This window comes from Streptomyces sp. NPDC006294, from assembly GCF_042870895.1.
In the GTDB taxonomy this organism is placed as follows: domain Bacteria; phylum Actinomycetota; class Actinomycetes; order Streptomycetales; family Streptomycetaceae; genus Streptomyces.
Genome location: NZ_JBIAHV010000005.1, coordinates 253,593 through 267,914, shown reverse-complemented (window position 1 = coordinate 267,914; position 14,322 = coordinate 253,593). Strand labels below are relative to the sequence as shown.

Annotated in this window: 16 protein-coding genes; 12 read left to right on the top strand and 4 right to left on the bottom strand. The window is 72.1% G+C overall.

Translation table 11 applies throughout. From position 1 onward, the window contains the following. The first annotated feature begins 25 nt into the window (after window positions 1-25). Genes ACFYOP_RS11050 through ACFYOP_RS11025 form a run of 6 tightly spaced genes read left to right on the top strand, consistent with a single transcriptional unit; the run spans window position 26 to window position 5,962 of the window. Complete coding sequence (locus tag ACFYOP_RS11050) at window positions 26-1,030, top strand: ABC transporter permease (RefSeq protein WP_356892823.1); 1,005 nt, start codon at window positions 26-28, stop codon at window positions 1,028-1,030. A 10-nt stretch (window positions 1,031-1,040) separates the two neighbouring features. Next, window positions 1,041-1,994 carry an ABC transporter permease gene (locus tag ACFYOP_RS11045; protein ID WP_356892957.1) on the top strand — a complete coding sequence of 318 codons (954 nt, stop codon included), beginning with the start codon at window positions 1,041-1,043 and terminating at the stop codon, window positions 1,992-1,994. 6 nt (window positions 1,995-2,000) lie between these two features. Then, a complete protein-coding gene (locus ACFYOP_RS11040) occupies window positions 2,001-2,999 on the top strand; it encodes an ABC transporter ATP-binding protein (protein ID WP_356892825.1) in 999 nt (332 codons plus the stop codon). After that, window positions 2,996-4,366, top strand: a complete 1,371-nt coding sequence (locus ACFYOP_RS11035) for a dipeptide ABC transporter ATP-binding protein (protein ID WP_356892826.1) — start codon at window positions 2,996-2,998, stop codon at window positions 4,364-4,366. Before ACFYOP_RS11040 ends, ACFYOP_RS11035 begins: the two co-directional genes overlap by 4 nt. Before the next feature lie 46 nt (window positions 4,367-4,412). Then, entirely contained in the window at window positions 4,413-5,087 is a 675-nt protein-coding gene (locus ACFYOP_RS11030) for a trimeric intracellular cation channel family protein (protein WP_356892828.1), read from the top strand. A 26-nt stretch (window positions 5,088-5,113) separates the two neighbouring features. Then, window positions 5,114-5,962 (top strand): thioesterase family protein, encoded by an 849-nt coding sequence (locus tag ACFYOP_RS11025; protein ID WP_356892830.1) that lies wholly within the window; start codon window positions 5,114-5,116, stop codon window positions 5,960-5,962. Window positions 5,963-6,038: 76 nt separating this feature from the next. Here the strand turns inward: ACFYOP_RS11025 and ACFYOP_RS11020 are convergent, their stop codons facing one another. Continuing rightward, complete coding sequence (locus tag ACFYOP_RS11020; RefSeq protein WP_356892832.1) at window positions 6,039-6,611, bottom strand: TIGR03086 family metal-binding protein; 573 nt, start codon at window positions 6,609-6,611, stop codon at window positions 6,039-6,041. A 140-nt stretch (window positions 6,612-6,751) separates the two neighbouring features. Between ACFYOP_RS11020 and ACFYOP_RS11015 the strand changes: the two genes are divergently transcribed. Further along, window positions 6,752-7,792 (top strand): YafY family protein, encoded by a 1,041-nt coding sequence (locus ACFYOP_RS11015; RefSeq protein ID WP_356892834.1) that lies wholly within the window; start codon window positions 6,752-6,754, stop codon window positions 7,790-7,792. Here the strand turns inward: ACFYOP_RS11015 and ACFYOP_RS11010 are convergent. Continuing rightward, a complete protein-coding gene (locus ACFYOP_RS11010; protein ID WP_356892835.1) occupies window positions 7,761-8,375 on the bottom strand; it encodes a TetR family transcriptional regulator in 615 nt (204 codons plus the stop codon). The two genes, ACFYOP_RS11015 and ACFYOP_RS11010, sit on opposite strands and share 32 nt — an antisense overlap. Before the next feature lie 100 nt (window positions 8,376-8,475). Here ACFYOP_RS11010 and ACFYOP_RS11005 point away from each other — a divergent pair, with 100 nt between their 5' ends. The 3 genes from ACFYOP_RS11005 (at window position 8,476) to ACFYOP_RS10995 (ending at window position 10,371) form a co-directional block, all read left to right on the top strand. Next, complete coding sequence (locus ACFYOP_RS11005) at window positions 8,476-8,637, top strand: hypothetical protein (RefSeq protein ID WP_388451349.1); 162 nt, start codon at window positions 8,476-8,478, stop codon at window positions 8,635-8,637. A 44-nt stretch (window positions 8,638-8,681) separates the two neighbouring features. After that, window positions 8,682-9,095: a hypothetical protein gene (locus tag ACFYOP_RS11000; protein ID WP_356892839.1), complete on the top strand. Its 414-nt coding sequence runs from the start codon at window positions 8,682-8,684 to the stop codon at window positions 9,093-9,095. Window positions 9,096-9,207: 112 nt separating this feature from the next. Further along, complete coding sequence (locus tag ACFYOP_RS10995; protein ID WP_356892841.1) at window positions 9,208-10,371, top strand: cysteine desulfurase family protein; 1,164 nt, start codon at window positions 9,208-9,210, stop codon at window positions 10,369-10,371. Between the two features lie 75 nt (window positions 10,372-10,446). On the opposite strand, the gene ACFYOP_RS10990 is transcribed toward ACFYOP_RS10995, so the two are convergent. Next, on the bottom strand, window positions 10,447-11,109 hold the full coding sequence (locus tag ACFYOP_RS10990) for a DUF1326 domain-containing protein (protein WP_356892843.1): 663 nt from the start codon (window positions 11,107-11,109) through the stop codon (window positions 10,447-10,449). Between the two features lie 226 nt (window positions 11,110-11,335). On the opposite strand from ACFYOP_RS10990, the gene ACFYOP_RS10985 reads away from it, so the two are divergent. After that, window positions 11,336-12,100, top strand: coding sequence for a DUF2182 domain-containing protein (locus ACFYOP_RS10985; protein WP_356892959.1), 765 nt, complete (start codon window positions 11,336-11,338; stop codon window positions 12,098-12,100). 14 nt (window positions 12,101-12,114) lie between these two features. On the opposite strand, the gene ACFYOP_RS10980 is transcribed toward ACFYOP_RS10985, so the two are convergent. Beyond that, a complete protein-coding gene (locus ACFYOP_RS10980) occupies window positions 12,115-12,819 on the bottom strand; it encodes an N-acetylmuramoyl-L-alanine amidase (RefSeq protein WP_356892845.1) in 705 nt (234 codons plus the stop codon). A gap of 61 nt (window positions 12,820-12,880) precedes the next feature. Between ACFYOP_RS10980 and mnmA the strand changes: the two genes are divergently transcribed. Further along, window positions 12,881-14,008 (top strand): tRNA 2-thiouridine(34) synthase MnmA, encoded by a 1,128-nt coding sequence (gene mnmA, locus ACFYOP_RS10975; protein ID WP_356892847.1) that lies wholly within the window; start codon window positions 12,881-12,883, stop codon window positions 14,006-14,008. Window positions 14,009-14,322: the final 314 nt, after the last annotated feature.

Here is a 14,322-nt window from a genome sequence, read left to right as displayed (position 1 = left end):
CGCACGTAAGAAAGGGGCATGCGGGGTGCTGCGACTCGTCGTACGAAGACTGCTACAGCTCATACCCACCCTGCTCGGCCTGTCGGTTCTGCTCTTCCTCTGGCTGAACCGGCTGCCCGGCGGACCCGCCTCAGCGATCCTGGGCGAGCGGGCGACCGAAGCCGAAGTGGCGCGCATCAACCGGGCCCTCGGGCTCGACGAGCCCGTCTACGTCCAGTACTGGCGCTTCATCAAGCGCATCTTCGAACTGGACCTGGGTACCTCGGTCCAGACCGGTCAGCCGGTGTGGGAGGAATTCACGACGCGGTTCCCCGCCACGGTGGAACTCAGCATCGCCGCGATCCTCATTGCCATCGTTGTCGGCATCCCGCTCGGCTACCTCGCGGCCAGGCGCCGCGGCGGCTGGCTCGACGTCGCCGCGGTCTCCGGATCGCTGATCGGCATCTGCATCCCGGTGTTCTTCCTCGCCCTGATGCTCAAGGCCGTCTTCGCCGTGGAACTGGGCATCTTCCCGAGCTACGGGCGGCTGTCGACCGGTCTCAACGCCACCGACATCACCGGGTTCGCCATCCTGGACGGTCTGCTGACGGGTGAACTCGACGCCGCCTGGGACGCGATCACCCATCTGATCCTGCCCGCCGTCGCGCTCTCCTCCATCCCGCTCGCCGTCATCGTCCGGATGACCCGCGCCAGCGTCCTGGAAGTGCTCGGCGAGGACTACGTCCGCACCGCCGAGTCGAAGGGCCTCCACAAGAGAGTCGTCCGCGGCCGGCACGTGCTGCGCAACGCGCTGCTGCCGGTGGTCACCGCCGTCGGTCTGCTGACCGGAAGCCTGCTGTCCGGCGCGGTGCTGACCGAGTCGGTCTTCTCCTTCAACGGCATCGGCAACTTCATCCGCACCTCGATCGACGCCCGCGATTACCCGGTGCTCGTCGGGTTCATCCTCTTCATCGCGATGGTGTACGTCCTCATCAACCTGCTGGTCGACCTCGCGTACAGCATCATCGACCCGAGAGTGCGGGTGCACTGACGTGACGACCATGACGAAGAAGGCCGACAAGATCGATCGGCTCGCCGAGTTGATGCAGACGTCGGAGGTCACCAGCGGCGCGAGCCTGTGGCGCGAGGCCATGCGGCGGCTGCGGGCCAGCAAGATGGCGATCATCGGCGCCGTCATCATCGCGCTGTTCGTGCTCCTGGCGCTCATCGGACCGTGGCTCGCCCCGCACAGCCCGTCCGCCCAGCTCTGGCGCAGTGAAGTCTTCGCCAACAAGGGCGAGTTCGTCGGCGCGCGCGGCGAGAACTGGTTCGGCCTCGACCACCTCGGCCGGGACATGTTCTCCCGGATCCTGGTCGGCGCGCGGCAGACCCTGCTGGTCGGCATCGTGTCGATGCTCATCGGTCTGATCGTCGGCGCCCTCGTCGGCGTGCTCTCCGGCGCCGCCGCGACCCTCGGCGGCCGGACCGGGCAGCGCATCGACACCGTGGTCATGCGCTTCACGGACATCATGCTGTCGCTGCCGTCGCTGCTGCTGGCGGTCTCGATCGCCGCGGTGATGGGCCAGTCGCTGACCACCGTGATGATCGCCGTCGGTGTCGTACAGATCCCGATCTTCGCCCGACTGCTGCGCGGTTCGATGCTGGTGCAGGGCGGGAGCGACTACGTCCTCGCGGCCAAGGCGCTCGGCATCCGCAAGAAGCGGATCGTGCTGACGCAGATCCTGCCGAACTCGCTCAGCCCGGTGATCGTCCAGGCGACGCTCAGCCTCGCCACCGCGATCATCGAGGCCGCGGCCCTGTCCTATCTGGGCCTCGGCAACCCCGACCCGGCGACCCCGGAGTGGGGCGTCATGCTCGCCCAGGCCGAACGGTTCTTCGACAACGAGCCCATGATGGCGGCCTACCCCGCCATCGGCATCATCATCACCGCCCTCGGCTTCACCCTGCTCGGCGAGGCCATGCGCGAAGCCCTCGACCCGAAGCTGCGAGGCTGAAGTCCCATGGCACTGCTCTCAGTTGAAGAACTCAGCGTCACCTTCACCGCGAAGGGCCGCAAGGACGCGACGGCCGTGGACGGCGTCTCCTTCGACGTCGACCAGGGCCAGGTCGTGGGCCTCGTCGGCGAGTCCGGCTGCGGCAAGTCCGTCACGTCGCTCGCCCTGATGGGGCTGCTCCCGCGCAAGGGCGTGAAGATCGGCGGACGTGCCGACTTCGACGGCCGGAACCTGCTCGGCATGAACGAGCGCAAGCTGCGCGACATGCGCGGCAGCCAGCTCGCGATGATCTTCCAGGACCCGCTGTCCTCGCTGAACCCGGTCATTCCCATCGGGATCCAGGTCACCGAGATCCTCGAGCGGCACCGCGGCATGAAGGGGGAGGCCGCCCGCAAGGAGGCCGTCAACCTGCTGGACCGGGTCGGCATCCCCGACCCGGACCGCCGGCTCAAGGAGTACCCGCACCAGCTGTCCGGCGGTATGCGCCAGCGCGCGCTCATCGCCATGGCGGTCGCCTGCGCGCCCCGGCTGCTGATCGCGGACGAGCCAACGACCGCGCTGGACGTGACCATCCAGGCGCAGATCCTCGAACTCCTCAAGGAACTGGTCGACGAGGAGGGCACCGCCCTGCTGATGATCACCCACGACCTGGGCGTCGTGGCCGGTCTCTGCGACCAGGTCAACGTCCTGTACGCGGGCCGGGCCGTGGAGTCCGCGGGCCGCCGCGAGCTGTTCGCACACCCCACCCACCCGTACGCGCACGGACTGCTCGGCTCCATCCCGAGGCTCGACGCGCCGCGCGGTGAGGCGCTCACCCCCATCCGCGGATCCATCAACGACCGGATCGCGTGGGCCGACGGCTGCGCCTTCGCGCCCCGCTGCGACCGGTACACGATGGAGTGCCTGACCGGCACACCCGAACTGACCGAACCACGCGCGGCCGGACACCAGGTCCGGTGCGTCAACCCGGTCCTTCCCAAGTCCAAGGCGGAGGTCTCGGCATGAGTCTGCTCGAACTCGACGACGTCAAGGTCCACTTCCCGGTCAAGAAGGGCATCATCTTCGACCGCACGGTCGGCCACGTCTACGCGGTCGACGGCGTCTCGCTCAAGGTCGAGGCCGGCCAGACGTACGGACTGGTGGGCGAGTCGGGCTGCGGCAAGACGACGCTCGGCCGCAGCGTGCTGCGGCTGGTGGACATCACCGACGGCGAGGTCGTCTTCGACGGGACCGACCTGGCGAAGCTGCCCGAGGAGGAGATGCGCCGGTTCCGCCGGCGTCTGCAGATGGTCTTCCAGGACCCGCTCGGCAGCCTCAACCCGCGGCAGAACATCGAGTCGATCCTCAGCGAGGGCATGGCCGCGCACGGGATCGGCAAGGACCAGGACGAGCGCCGGGAGAAGATCAAGGCGATCCTCGCCAAGGTCGGCCTCCCCACCAACGCGCTCTCCCGCTATCCGCACGAGTTCTCCGGCGGTCAGCGCCAGCGCATCGGCATCGCCCGCGCGCTGGTCCTCGAGCCCGACGTGATCATCTGCGACGAGCCGGTCTCCGCGCTCGACGTGTCGGTGCAGGCGCAGGTGATCAACCTGCTGGAGGAGCTCCAGGAGTCGCTGGGCCTGACCTACCTCGTCATCGCCCACGACCTCGCCGTCGTCCGCCACATCTCGGACGTCATCGGCGTCATGTACCTGGGCTCGCTGGTGGAGGAGGCCCCGAGCGACGCGCTGTACGCGGAGCCGAAGCACCCGTACACCAAGGCGCTGATGTCGGCGGTGCCGGTGCCCGACCCGGAGGTCGAGGACCGGCGCGAGCGCATCCTGCTCCAGGGCGACCTGCCCTCCCCGGCGAACCCGCCGACGGGCTGCCGCTTCCACACCCGCTGTCCCTGGGCGCAGGACAAGTGCGCGGTCGAGCGTCCGGTGCTGACGGACGTCGGCGACGGACACAAGGTGGCCTGCCACTTCGCGGCCGAGATCGAGGCCGGCACGATCGGGATGACGCGGGAGACCGGTATCGAGGCCGTCACGCGGACCGAGGAGGTCGCGGCGGAAGGCCCCGACGAGCCGAAGGCGGAGGTGCCGGCGCAGGCGTCCGGCAAGGACGGGTCGGCGGCGACCGCGGTGGCCGCCGACGCGGACACCGACGAGGAGCCCGACGGCGACGGCAGCGACTCGGACGCGGCGGCCGCTTCCGACGAGGACGAGGCCGAGGCCGAGGAGACCGGCCAGACCGCCGCTTCGGCCGAGGACAAGGGCGTGGACGAGGCCGACGAGACGGCTCAGGCCGTCGAGGCCGGCGAGACGGCAGCGGACGGGGGCGACGCTCCGCAGTCGGACGCCTCCGCCAAGGAGTCGAGCACGACCGCCTGACGGACCGCCGCGCGGCTTGGAGCACCGGGCGTTGTAGAACTGTCCGGTGCTCCAAGAACTCTTCACGCCCTCCGTCCAGCATGCGCTCGAGCTCGTCGGGATCTTCGTCTTCGCGATCTCGGGGGCGCTGCTCGCCGTGCGGAAGAACTTCGACGTCTTCGGCATGGCGGTCCTCGCCGAGGTCACGGCGCTCGGCGGCGGTCTGCTGCGTGACCTGATCATCGGGGCCGTGCCGCCCGCCGCCTTCACCGATCTCGGGTACTTCGTCACGCCGCTCGTGGCGACGGGCCTGGTGTTCTTCCTGCATCCGCACGTCGAGCGGATCCAGGTGGCCGTCAACGTCTTCGACGCGGCCGGCCTCGGCCTGTTCTGCGTCTCGGGTGCGACCAAGGCGCACCAGTACGGCCTCGGGCTCACCGCTTCGGCGACCCTGGGGCTCGCCACGGCCGTCGGCGGCGGCGTACTGCGCGACGTGCTCGCCAACGAGGTGCCGTCGCTGCTGCGCTGGGACCGCGACCTGTACGCGGTGCCCGCGATGGTGGGCGCGACGATGGTGGTGCTGTGCATCCGGTTCGACGTGCTGAACCCGGCGACGAGCGGACTGGCCGCGGCGACCGCGTTCCTGCTCCGGCTGCTGGCCATGCGCTACCACTGGCGGGCGCCGAGGGCGTGGAACCGGCGCTCCGAGGCCCGTGACGACGAGCACAAAGCTACCGCTTAGTAGTTGCCTGTTGTACCGTATCGCCCATGGCAGAAGCATTGGTTCGGGCGACCGTCGGCAACAGCGAGTTCGACCGCGACACGGCGGTCTCCCTGCGTGAGGCGGGCGTCTACGACGCGGAGCTCTCCGCGGGCTGGACGATCATCCACGCCGTCAACGGCGGCTATCTGCTGGCGCTCATGGGCCGGGCGCTCGGCGACGCGCTGCCGCACCCCGACCCGTTCTCGGTGTCGGCGCACTACCTCACCGCCTCACAGCCCGGGCCCGCGGTCATCCGCACGGAGACGATACGCACCGGCCGCACGCTCTCCACCGGCCAGGCGTCCCTCTTCCAGTACGCGGAGGACGGCACCGAGGTCGAGCGCATCCGGGTGCTCGCGACGTACGGCGATCTCGACGCCCTCCCCGACGACGTCCGCACCACCGCCGAGCCGCCGGCGATCCCGCCGATCGAGCGCTGCCTCGGGCCGGCCGACGGCCGGCCCGAGATCCCCGGCAGCTCCGCGATCACCGAGCGGCTGGACATCAAGCTGGACCCGGCGACGGTCGGCTGGGCGGTCGGCGCGCCGTCGGGCAAGGGCGAGATGCGCGGCTGGTTCGGTCTGGCGGACGGCCGTGACGCGGACCCGCTGTCGCTGCTGCTGACGGTGGACGCCCTGCCGCCGACCTCGTTCGAGCTGGGCCTCTCCGGCTGGACCCCGACCGTCGAACTGACCACCCACATCCGCTGCCGCCCGGCGCCGGGCCCGCTGCGCGTCTCGATCACGACGCGGAACCTGGCGGGCGGCTTCCTGGAGGAGGACGCGGACGTCTGGGACTCCGCGGACCGCCTGGTCGCCCAGTCCCGCCAGCTGGCCAAGGCTCCCCGGAGCTGACGAGTCCCGCCCCGGGGCGCGGGGTCGGCCGACGCCCCGGGGCGCCGCACCCACCGGCCCGCGCTGCCGGGCCGGTTCACACGTCGCGCCCCAGCCACGCCGCCAGCCGGTCGTAGGCGTCCGCGTCCGCGGGGGCCTCGCGCACGGCCGCGAACGGCACCTCCTCGCCGCGGCGGTCCGCGGGCAGCGCCTGGCCGGCCAGCGGCAGGACCACGAGCGCCAGTTCCTCGTCCAGCGGCTTGCGGTGCCCGAGCGCCTTGGACAGGTCCCAGGTGTGGGCCAGGGTCTCCATGACGTACCCGCCGACCACCGCACCGCCCGGTACGCGGCCCCACGGCACCGTGTACTCCCCGGCGAGTTTCGCGTCGTCCGCCCAGGCCGCGGTCGCCTGTCGCAGGACGTCGTCGAAGGCGGCGCTCCAGCCGTCGTCCGCCACGCCGTCCGCACGGAGGGGCACCGCCATGCCGTCGCCACCCTCCCCGACCACGGCGAACCGGCGGGTGACGCCCACGACATGGGAGATCAGCTGCCGTACGTCGTACTCCGCGCACGGCGTGGGCAGGGCCAGCTCCTCTGGGGCGACGGTCCCCAGGAGGCCCGCGAACTGGGCGGCGGTGCGGGCGTACAGGGGGCGTGGGTCGTTGGTCATCTGCGACTCCTTCGGTCGGTGGCGAGGGTCCGTGCGACGGCTGCGTACGACGGCTGCGTACGACGCGTCCGTGCGGCGGTGACGGGCACCACGATGCCCGGATAACCTGACATCCCCCGTCAGGTTTACCGGAGGGCCCCGTGAAGTCCGACCGGCTGCTGTCGATCCTGCTGCTCCTGCAGACCCGCGGCCTCGTCCCCGCCTCCGCACTCGCCGAGCGGCTCGAGGTGTCCGTACGCACCGTCTACCGGGACGTCGAGGCGCTGTCGGCCGCCGGCGTCCCCGTGTACGCCGAGCGCGGCCGGCACGGCGGCATCGCGCTGCTGCCCGGTTACCGCACCGACGTCACCGGGCTGACGGCGGACGAGTCGCGGGCGCTGTTCGTCCTGGCCGCCCAGGGCGCCCACCGTGCCCTCGGGCTCCATGAGGCGCTGGGCTCCGCGCTGCGCAAGGTCATGGCGGCGCTGCCGGAACCGCACCGGCCCGCCGCCGAGTTGACCAGCCGCCGCGTCCTCGTCGACCCGGACCGGTGGATGGCGGCCCCCGGCGCGGCGGTCGAACTGGACACGCTCAGCGCCGCCGTCTTCGCCGACCGCCGCCTGGTGCTGCGCTACCGCCACAGCGGTACGACGCGGCCGCGCGGGTACACCGTCGACCCGTACGGCCTCGTGGCGAAGGCGGGCGTCTGGTATCTGGTGGCCGACCACCGGGGCGCGCCGCGGCTGTTCCGCGCCGACCGGGTGCGCTCCGCGCGGATGACCGACGAGCCCGTGCGTCGCCGGCCGGGGCTCGAACTGGCCGACGTGTGGGAGGTGTTGCGCCGCCAGGTCGAGGAGCGTCCGGCCGGGATGCGGGCCACCGTCCTGGTGCGGGACGACCGGCTGGACCTGTTCCTGCGCATCCAGGCGGCCCAGGTGGCGGGCACCCCCGAGCCGCGCGGCGACGGCTGGTCGAAGGTGCCACTGCGGCTGCCCGCCGAGGGGGCGGTGCGGTCGCTGCTCGCCTTCGGCGAGAGCGTCGAGGTGCTGGAACCGGCGGCGGCGCGCGAGACCCTCGCGGCGGCGGCCGCCGCCGTCGTGGACCTGTACCGGGGCGGGGGTGCCGGTGCCGTGCCGCCGAGTCCGGCCGGCGCTCACGGGCGCACGGCGGTCAGTCCAGCCAGTGACGGCGCCCCAGGCTGATCAGCCGGAGCTGACGCCGCGCGGTGCGGGCCACCTCTTCCTCGCCCTCCGGGCCCGCCTCCAGGAAGGCGTAGCCCGCGGCCATCATGTGGTCGACGTACACGGCGGCCAGCATCCGCAGGTCCTCCTCCGCCCAGCCGGCCGACTCGGGCTCGTCGGCGAAGGCCTGCGTCACCTCGTCGGTGAACCGCCGCAGCTGCTCGGCTATCGCCGCGCGCACCGGGGCCACGCCGCCGTGCCGTTCGCGGGCGACGAAGCGCACATGGAGCGGCGAGGTGCGGACCAGTTCGGCGATCAGGCCGACCGCGTGGTCGATGCGCTGCTCGTCACCGTCCTCGTGGAGCGCCCGGCCGATCGGTACGTGGAGACTGCCGAGCGTCTCGTCCACCAGCGCCACCCCGAGGTCGGCCATGTCCCTGAAGTGCCGGTAGAACGCGGTCGGTGCGACGCCCACGGTCCGGGTGACCTCCCGCAGCCCCAGGCTGCTCAGGCTCTGGTCCTCCAGCAGCCGGAGCGCCGCGTCGAGCAGGGCCTGGCGGGTCTTCTGCTTCTGGGCCTGCCGGACGCCCACCGTGTGACTCATGACATTCAGTAAACAACCGTTCTCCGGAGAAGGGAAGAGTAGACTCACCAGTCAGTGAACACTCGTACCGACAAGTGTTCACCGAGAAGTCGCCGAAAGGATGACGATGATCGCCCTCGTAGCAGCGCTTCTTCTGATGGGAATCATGCTGGGCGCCGTGGTCCAACTGCCCACGTCCGTCTCGCTGGTGGCCGCGTCCGCCATCGGCTGCTGGCTGCTCGTCTTCGCCGTGCGCGAGCGCGGCCGCGCCCGCCGCGACTGAACCGCCCGCACGATCCTCGTACCGGCACCGGAAGGAGAGACGTCATGCAACTCGCCGAACTCGTACGTCCACCACGCCGCGGCGGCAGCCGCACAGCAGCCGCGTCGCGCACCGAGAACCCCGACGGGACGCCGGCGGCCGCGCACGGCCCGGCCGACCGCCCGTCGAACTCTGCCGAAGGCACCGCGACCGGCGCGGTGGGCAGCGCCGCGGAGGCGCGGCGCAAGGACGCCGACGGCATGGCCGTCGCCGCGTTCGTGCTCGGCCTCGTCGGACTGCTCGCGATGAACATCGTGCTCGGCCCGGCCGCCGTCGTGCTCGCGGCCCTCGCCCTGCGGCGCGGCACCACCCGCCGTGGCCGCGCCCTGTTCGGCCTCGCCCTCGGCGTCGCCGATCTCGTCGTGCTCGCCGTGCTCGTGACCGTCAACGGGGCGGTCGTCTGGAGCTTCGGCGGCTGACGCGGCCCACGCCTGCCGGGACCGAGCCGCTCCCGGCGCGCACCCGGGGTGCGCGTGTGCACCCCTGCGCCGCGTCCGTGCCCCCACCGGGCCTCGTAGAATCGGGGCCACCATGGCTTACCTCGACCACGCCGCGACGACTCCGATGCTGCCGGAGGCGATCGAGGCGATGACCGCCCAGCTCGCCGTCACCGGCAACGCCTCCTCCCTGCACGCCGCCGGGCGCCGGGCCCGCCGTACCGTCGAGGAGGCCCGCGAAGCCCTCGCGGAAGCCCTCGGCGCCAGGCCCAGCGAGGTGGTCTTCACCTCGGGCGGCACCGAGGCCGACAACCTCGCCGTCAAGGGCCTGTACTGGGCCCGCCGCGACGCCGACCCCGCCCGGACCCGCGTCCTCGCCTCCCCCGTCGAACACCACGCCGTCCTCGACGCGGTGGACTGGCTCGGCGAACACGAGGGCGCGACCGTCGAGTACCTGCCGGTCGACCCCTACGGCAGGGTCCACCCCGAGGCGCTGCGCGAGGCAATCGCACGCAACCCGGACGACGTCGCCTTCGCCACCGTCATGTGGGCCAACAACGAGATCGGCACGGTCCTGCCGGCCCGTGAACTCGCCGACGTGGCGGCCGAGTTCGGCGTCCCGCTGCACGCCGACGCGGTCCAGGCGTTCGGCCAGCTCGACATCGGCTTCGCCGCCTCGGGGCTCGCCGCGATGACCGTGTCCGGCCACAAGATCGGCGGCCCGTACGGCATCGGAGCCCTGCTGCTCGGCCGCGAGTACAGCCCGGTCCCAGTGCTGCACGGCGGCGGCCAGGAACGCCACGTACGCTCCGGCACCCTCGACGCGCCCGCCATTGCCGCCTTCGCGGTGGCCGGTCGGCTGGCCGCCGAGCGCCGGGAGGACTTCGCCCGCGACGTCGGCGGGCTGCGCGACGACCTCGTACGCGCCGTGCTCACCGCCGTCCCCGACGCGATCCTCGGCGGCGACCCGGTCGACCGACTGCCCGCCAACGCGCACTTCACCTTCCCCGGCTGCGAGGGCGACTCCCTGCTTCTGCTGCTCGACGCCCAGGGCATCGAATGCTCCACCGGCTCCGCGTGCACCGCGGGCGTCGCCCAGCCGAGCCACGTCCTCCTCGCCACCGGCACCCCGCCCGACCTCGCCCGCGGCACCCTGCGCTTCAGCCTCGGCCACACCTCGACCAAGGCCGACGTGGACGCCGTCGCCCGGGCCATCGGCCCGGCGGTCGAACGGGCGCGCACGGCGGGCCTGGGTTAGCGGCGCCCCTGCCGCGCCCGCGCAGGGGAGGCGGCCGGCTCCGCGGCCCCAGCGGCGTGACGCCGGGCCGGATGCTCAGTCGGGCCCCGCCCAGTCGAAGGTGATGTGCTTGCTGGACTGCCCCTCGCGGCTCCACTGGAACCCATAGGCGTCGGCCCGGTCGGCGGTGGCGCGGCCCCAGGTCGAGACCTGGCCCGGTCCCGTCTCGGAGCCCGGCAGGTTGGTGGTCTGGACGCGAGCGCCCTCCGGGGTGGTCGGGCCGGTGAGCGCCTCGGCGCGAGCCTCGACGCGGCCGGGCACGCCGGCGCTCCAGGAGCCCATGTCGTCGTCGATCCGGAATTCGACGGGGGCGAACTCCATGCCCCGCACCTCCATGTCGGCGACCTTCACGAACTCGCCGGGCCAGCCGCCCGCCCGGCCACCGAAGATGGTCTGCATGGCGGCGCGCTGCCCGTCGTCCGCCCGCTCGTCGAGGAAGAGCGCGGCGTACGAGTCGGAGTGCTCGCCCCAGATGTTGCCGACGAAGGAGCCGAGCATCAGTACGTTGAGGCCGTCGAGGGAGACGTCTCCGTAGCTGCCCTCACGGATGTGCCAGACCAGGACTCCGTCGCAGTCGCCGAACGTGGGCGGCTGCGCGAAGGAGCACGGGCACGGGATGTTGCACTTGCATGTGTCGAACCAGTCGCCCGCGAGGTGCCAACGGGGAACGGTCTGCGGTGTCTGGGCCGTGTCAGTCATGTTCGGACCTCCTCCACCTCCTTTCCATCGTGCACCCGCCATTGCACCCGAGGCCAGGGCCGCGGGTGCAGGGCATGCGGTGGCGTGCTGTCCTGGAAGAAGATCTCCTGTCCTGGCGGCCCCGCTGTGGAGGAGCCTCGTGAACCGCTCCCGGACGACCACCGCGCTTCACCGGCGCATCCCCGACGTGTCGCCGCTGTGCCGGGGGAACCTGCTGCCGCCCCGGATGCTCGTGACCGGCTGGTCCCTGCTCGTGCTGCTCGCCGTCCTCGCATGGGCGCTGACCGTCGGGCAGGCGGGCGACATGGGGATCGAGCCGGGAACGATGGGGCTGGGCATCCCGCTGTTCCTGCTGCTGTGGCTGGTGATGATGGCGGCCATGATGCTGCCGTCGGTCGCTCCGGTGGCGATCACCTGGGCGCGGTGGATCGGCCGGCGCTCGACGGGCCTGGCACGTGCGGCGCGGACGGCCGCGTTCGTCGGGGGCTACCTGTTCGTCTGGACGGCGTTCGGGCTCCTCGCGTACGGGGCCCTCGCCGCCACCGGAGACCTCGTACACGATCACCCCGGCGCGGGGCGCTGGATCGCCTTCACCGCATTCCTGCTGGCCGGGCTCCAGCAGCTCGGGCCGCTGAAGAACGTCTGCCTGCGGCACTGCCGCGCCCCGATGAGCCGGCTGATGGCCTACGCCCAGTTCAGGCCGTGGGCCCGGGACTTCCGCGTGGGGGCGCACCACGGCCTGTACTGCGTGGGCTGCTGCTGGGGCCTGATGGCCGTGCTCGTCCCGCTCGGGGTCATGAACATCGCGGCGATGGCGGCGGTGGCGGCGGTGATCTTCGTCGAGAAGCTGTGGCGGCTGGGGCCCGTGTTCTCGACGGTGGTCGGGGTGGTCTTCCTGGTGCTCGCCGGTCTCGCACCGTTCCAGGACTGGCTGCTGCCGGGGCTGCAGCCGTCGGACGCGCCGATGGGCATGACCATGTCCCTGCACTGACGGGCCCGTAAGCCTCAGGCGCTCGCCTCCGCCGCCTTCGCCGCCTCCGCCGCTTTGCGCGCAGCGGGCATCGCCGCCCTCACCAGCTTCATGTACTTCGGCCAGTCCCAGTGCGGTCCCGGGTCGGTGTGGTCCGTGCCCGGGACCTCGACGTGGCCGATGATGTGCTCGCGGTCGACGGGTATGTCGTAGCGGACGCAGATACCGGCCGTCAGTCTCGCCGACGACCGGTACATCGCGTCCGTGAAGTCCTGTGGTCGGTGCACGAAGCCCTCGTGCTCGATGCCGATGCTCCGCTCGTTGTACGAGCGGTTCCCCGCGTGGAACGCGACGTCCAGCTCGCGGATCATCTGCGCCACATGACCGTCCTTGCGGATCACGTAATGCGTCGCAGCGCCGTGGCCGGGGTCCTTGAAGACCCGCAGGGCCGAGGGATAGCTGCCCTGGACGACATGGATCACCACCATGTCGATGCCGAAGTCGTCGGGGCGGTCGGCGAGCCGCCAGTTCTCCCGCGACGCGGCCGTCCACTCCGCGCCCGCGTGGTCCAGCTCACCCTCCTTGCGCGGCCTGGTCATGCCCGGCAGCCGCCACCAGGCCTGCCGCAGCTCGTCCTGTGCCAGCAGGCCGCCGCCCGCGAGCACCGCGCCGGTGCCGATCAGCACGGCCCGCCGGCTCACGCCGCGACCGCCCTCGCCGTGCTTCTTGTCGCTCCCCATGACGGTGACAACGCTTACTCACGAGCGTTCGGTTCCCCGGGGCCCGTACCCTGGTACCGCTATGACTGAGACCTCCCCGCGCCCCCTCCGCGTCCTTGCCGCCATGTCGGGCGGAGTCGACTCCGCCGTCGCCGCCGCCCGCGCCGCAGAAGCGGGTCACGATGTCACCGGCGTGCACCTGGCCCTCTCCGCGAACCCGCAGTCGTTCCGGACCGGGGCGCGCGGCTGCTGCACCATCGAGGACTCGCGCGACGCCCGCCGCGCCGCGGACGTCATCGGCATCCCGTTCTACGTGTGGGACCTGGCCGAACGCTTCCGGGAGGACGTGGTCGAGGACTTCGTCGCCGAGTACGAGGCGGGCCGCACGCCCAACCCGTGCCTGCGCTGCAACGAGAAGATCAAGTTCGCGGCGCTGCTCGACAAGGCGCTCGCGCTCGGCTTCGACGCCGTGTGCACCGGGCACTACGCCACGGTCGTGACGGGCGAGGACGGCACCCGCGAGCTGCACCGGGCCAGCGACATGGCCAAGGACCAGTCGTACGTCCTGGGCGTGCTCGACGAGAAGCAGCTCGCCCACGCGATGTTCCCGCTCGGCGACACGCTGACCACCAAGGACGAGATCCGGGCCGAGGCCGAGCGGCGCGGGCTGGCGGTCGCCAAGAAGCCCGACAGTCACGACATCTGTTTCATCGCCGACGGCGACACCCAGGGCTTCCTCACGAACCGTCTCGGCCGGGCGGAGGGCGACATCGTCGACGAGGGCGGCGCGAAGCTCGGCACCCACGACGGCGCGTACGGCTTCACCATCGGCCAGCGCAAGGGCCTGCGCATCGGCCACCCCGCCCCCGACGGCAAGCCGCGCTACGTCCTGGACATCTCCCCGGTCGACAACACCGTGACCGTCGGTCCGGCGGAGGCGCTGGACGTCATCGCCCTGACCGCGATCAAGCCCCGCTGGTGCGGCACGGCCCCGACGGGCCCCGGCACGTACACGGCTCAGCTCCGCGCCCACGGCGGCGAGACACCGGTCACGGCGGAGCTCGTCGACGGCTCGGAGCTGCGGGTCTCCTTCGGCGAGCCGGTGCGCGGCGTGGCCCCGGGCCAGGCGATCGTGCTCTACGACGGCACCCGCGTGGTCGGCTCCGCGACGATCGCGACGACGACCCGCCGGGCGGCCGCGGTCGCGTGACCGCGGCACGGACCTGACCAGGGGCGCTTCACCGCGGACGTTCCCGCTCCGGCCACGCGTAGCCCAGCGCCTCGGCATGCTCACGGGAGCCGCCGATGGGCTCCGCGTACGACTTCGGGTCCTCGGCGGCCAAGCGCCGCAGCGCCGCCGCGGCGCGTTCGACGGGGGGTGTGCCGTCGTCGGTAAGACGCCACGTGAACTGCAGCCACGGCCCGTCCCTGTCCTTCTGCCCGGCGGCGAGCCCCGGCCAGAAGGTGAACGACAGGACCGTCGTGTCCGGGTCATGGAAGTCCGTGCCGATCCACCCCTTCGCG

Excerpts from the sequence above, each read along its gene's own strand:
- ACFYOP_RS11045 (WP_356892957.1), top strand. The coding sequence starts at position 1,041 with ATGACGAAGAAGGCCGACAAGATCGATCGGCTCGCCGAGTTGATGCAG.
- ACFYOP_RS11040 (WP_356892825.1), top strand. The coding sequence starts at position 2,001 with ATGGCACTGCTCTCAGTTGAAGAACTCAGCGTCACCTTCACCGCGAAG.
- ACFYOP_RS11035 (WP_356892826.1), top strand. The coding sequence starts at position 2,996 with ATGAGTCTGCTCGAACTCGACGACGTCAAGGTCCACTTCCCGGTCAAG.
- ACFYOP_RS11025 (WP_356892830.1), top strand. The coding sequence starts at position 5,114 with ATGGCAGAAGCATTGGTTCGGGCGACCGTCGGCAACAGCGAGTTCGAC.
- ACFYOP_RS11020 (WP_356892832.1), bottom strand. The coding sequence starts at position 6,611 with ATGACCAACGACCCACGCCCCCTGTACGCCCGCACCGCCGCCCAGTTC.
- ACFYOP_RS11010 (WP_356892835.1), bottom strand. The coding sequence starts at position 8,375 with ATGAGTCACACGGTGGGCGTCCGGCAGGCCCAGAAGCAGAAGACCCGC.
- ACFYOP_RS11005 (WP_388451349.1), top strand. The coding sequence starts at position 8,476 with ATGACGATGATCGCCCTCGTAGCAGCGCTTCTTCTGATGGGAATCATG.
- ACFYOP_RS11000 (WP_356892839.1), top strand. The coding sequence starts at position 8,682 with ATGCAACTCGCCGAACTCGTACGTCCACCACGCCGCGGCGGCAGCCGC.
- ACFYOP_RS10995 (WP_356892841.1), top strand. The coding sequence starts at position 9,208 with ATGGCTTACCTCGACCACGCCGCGACGACTCCGATGCTGCCGGAGGCG.
- ACFYOP_RS10990 (WP_356892843.1), bottom strand. The coding sequence starts at position 11,109 with ATGACTGACACGGCCCAGACACCGCAGACCGTTCCCCGTTGGCACCTC.
- ACFYOP_RS10985 (WP_356892959.1), top strand. The coding sequence starts at position 11,336 with ATGCTCGTGACCGGCTGGTCCCTGCTCGTGCTGCTCGCCGTCCTCGCA.
- ACFYOP_RS10980 (WP_356892845.1), bottom strand. The coding sequence starts at position 12,819 with ATGGGGAGCGACAAGAAGCACGGCGAGGGCGGTCGCGGCGTGAGCCGG.
- mnmA (WP_356892847.1), top strand. The coding sequence starts at position 12,881 with ATGACTGAGACCTCCCCGCGCCCCCTCCGCGTCCTTGCCGCCATGTCG.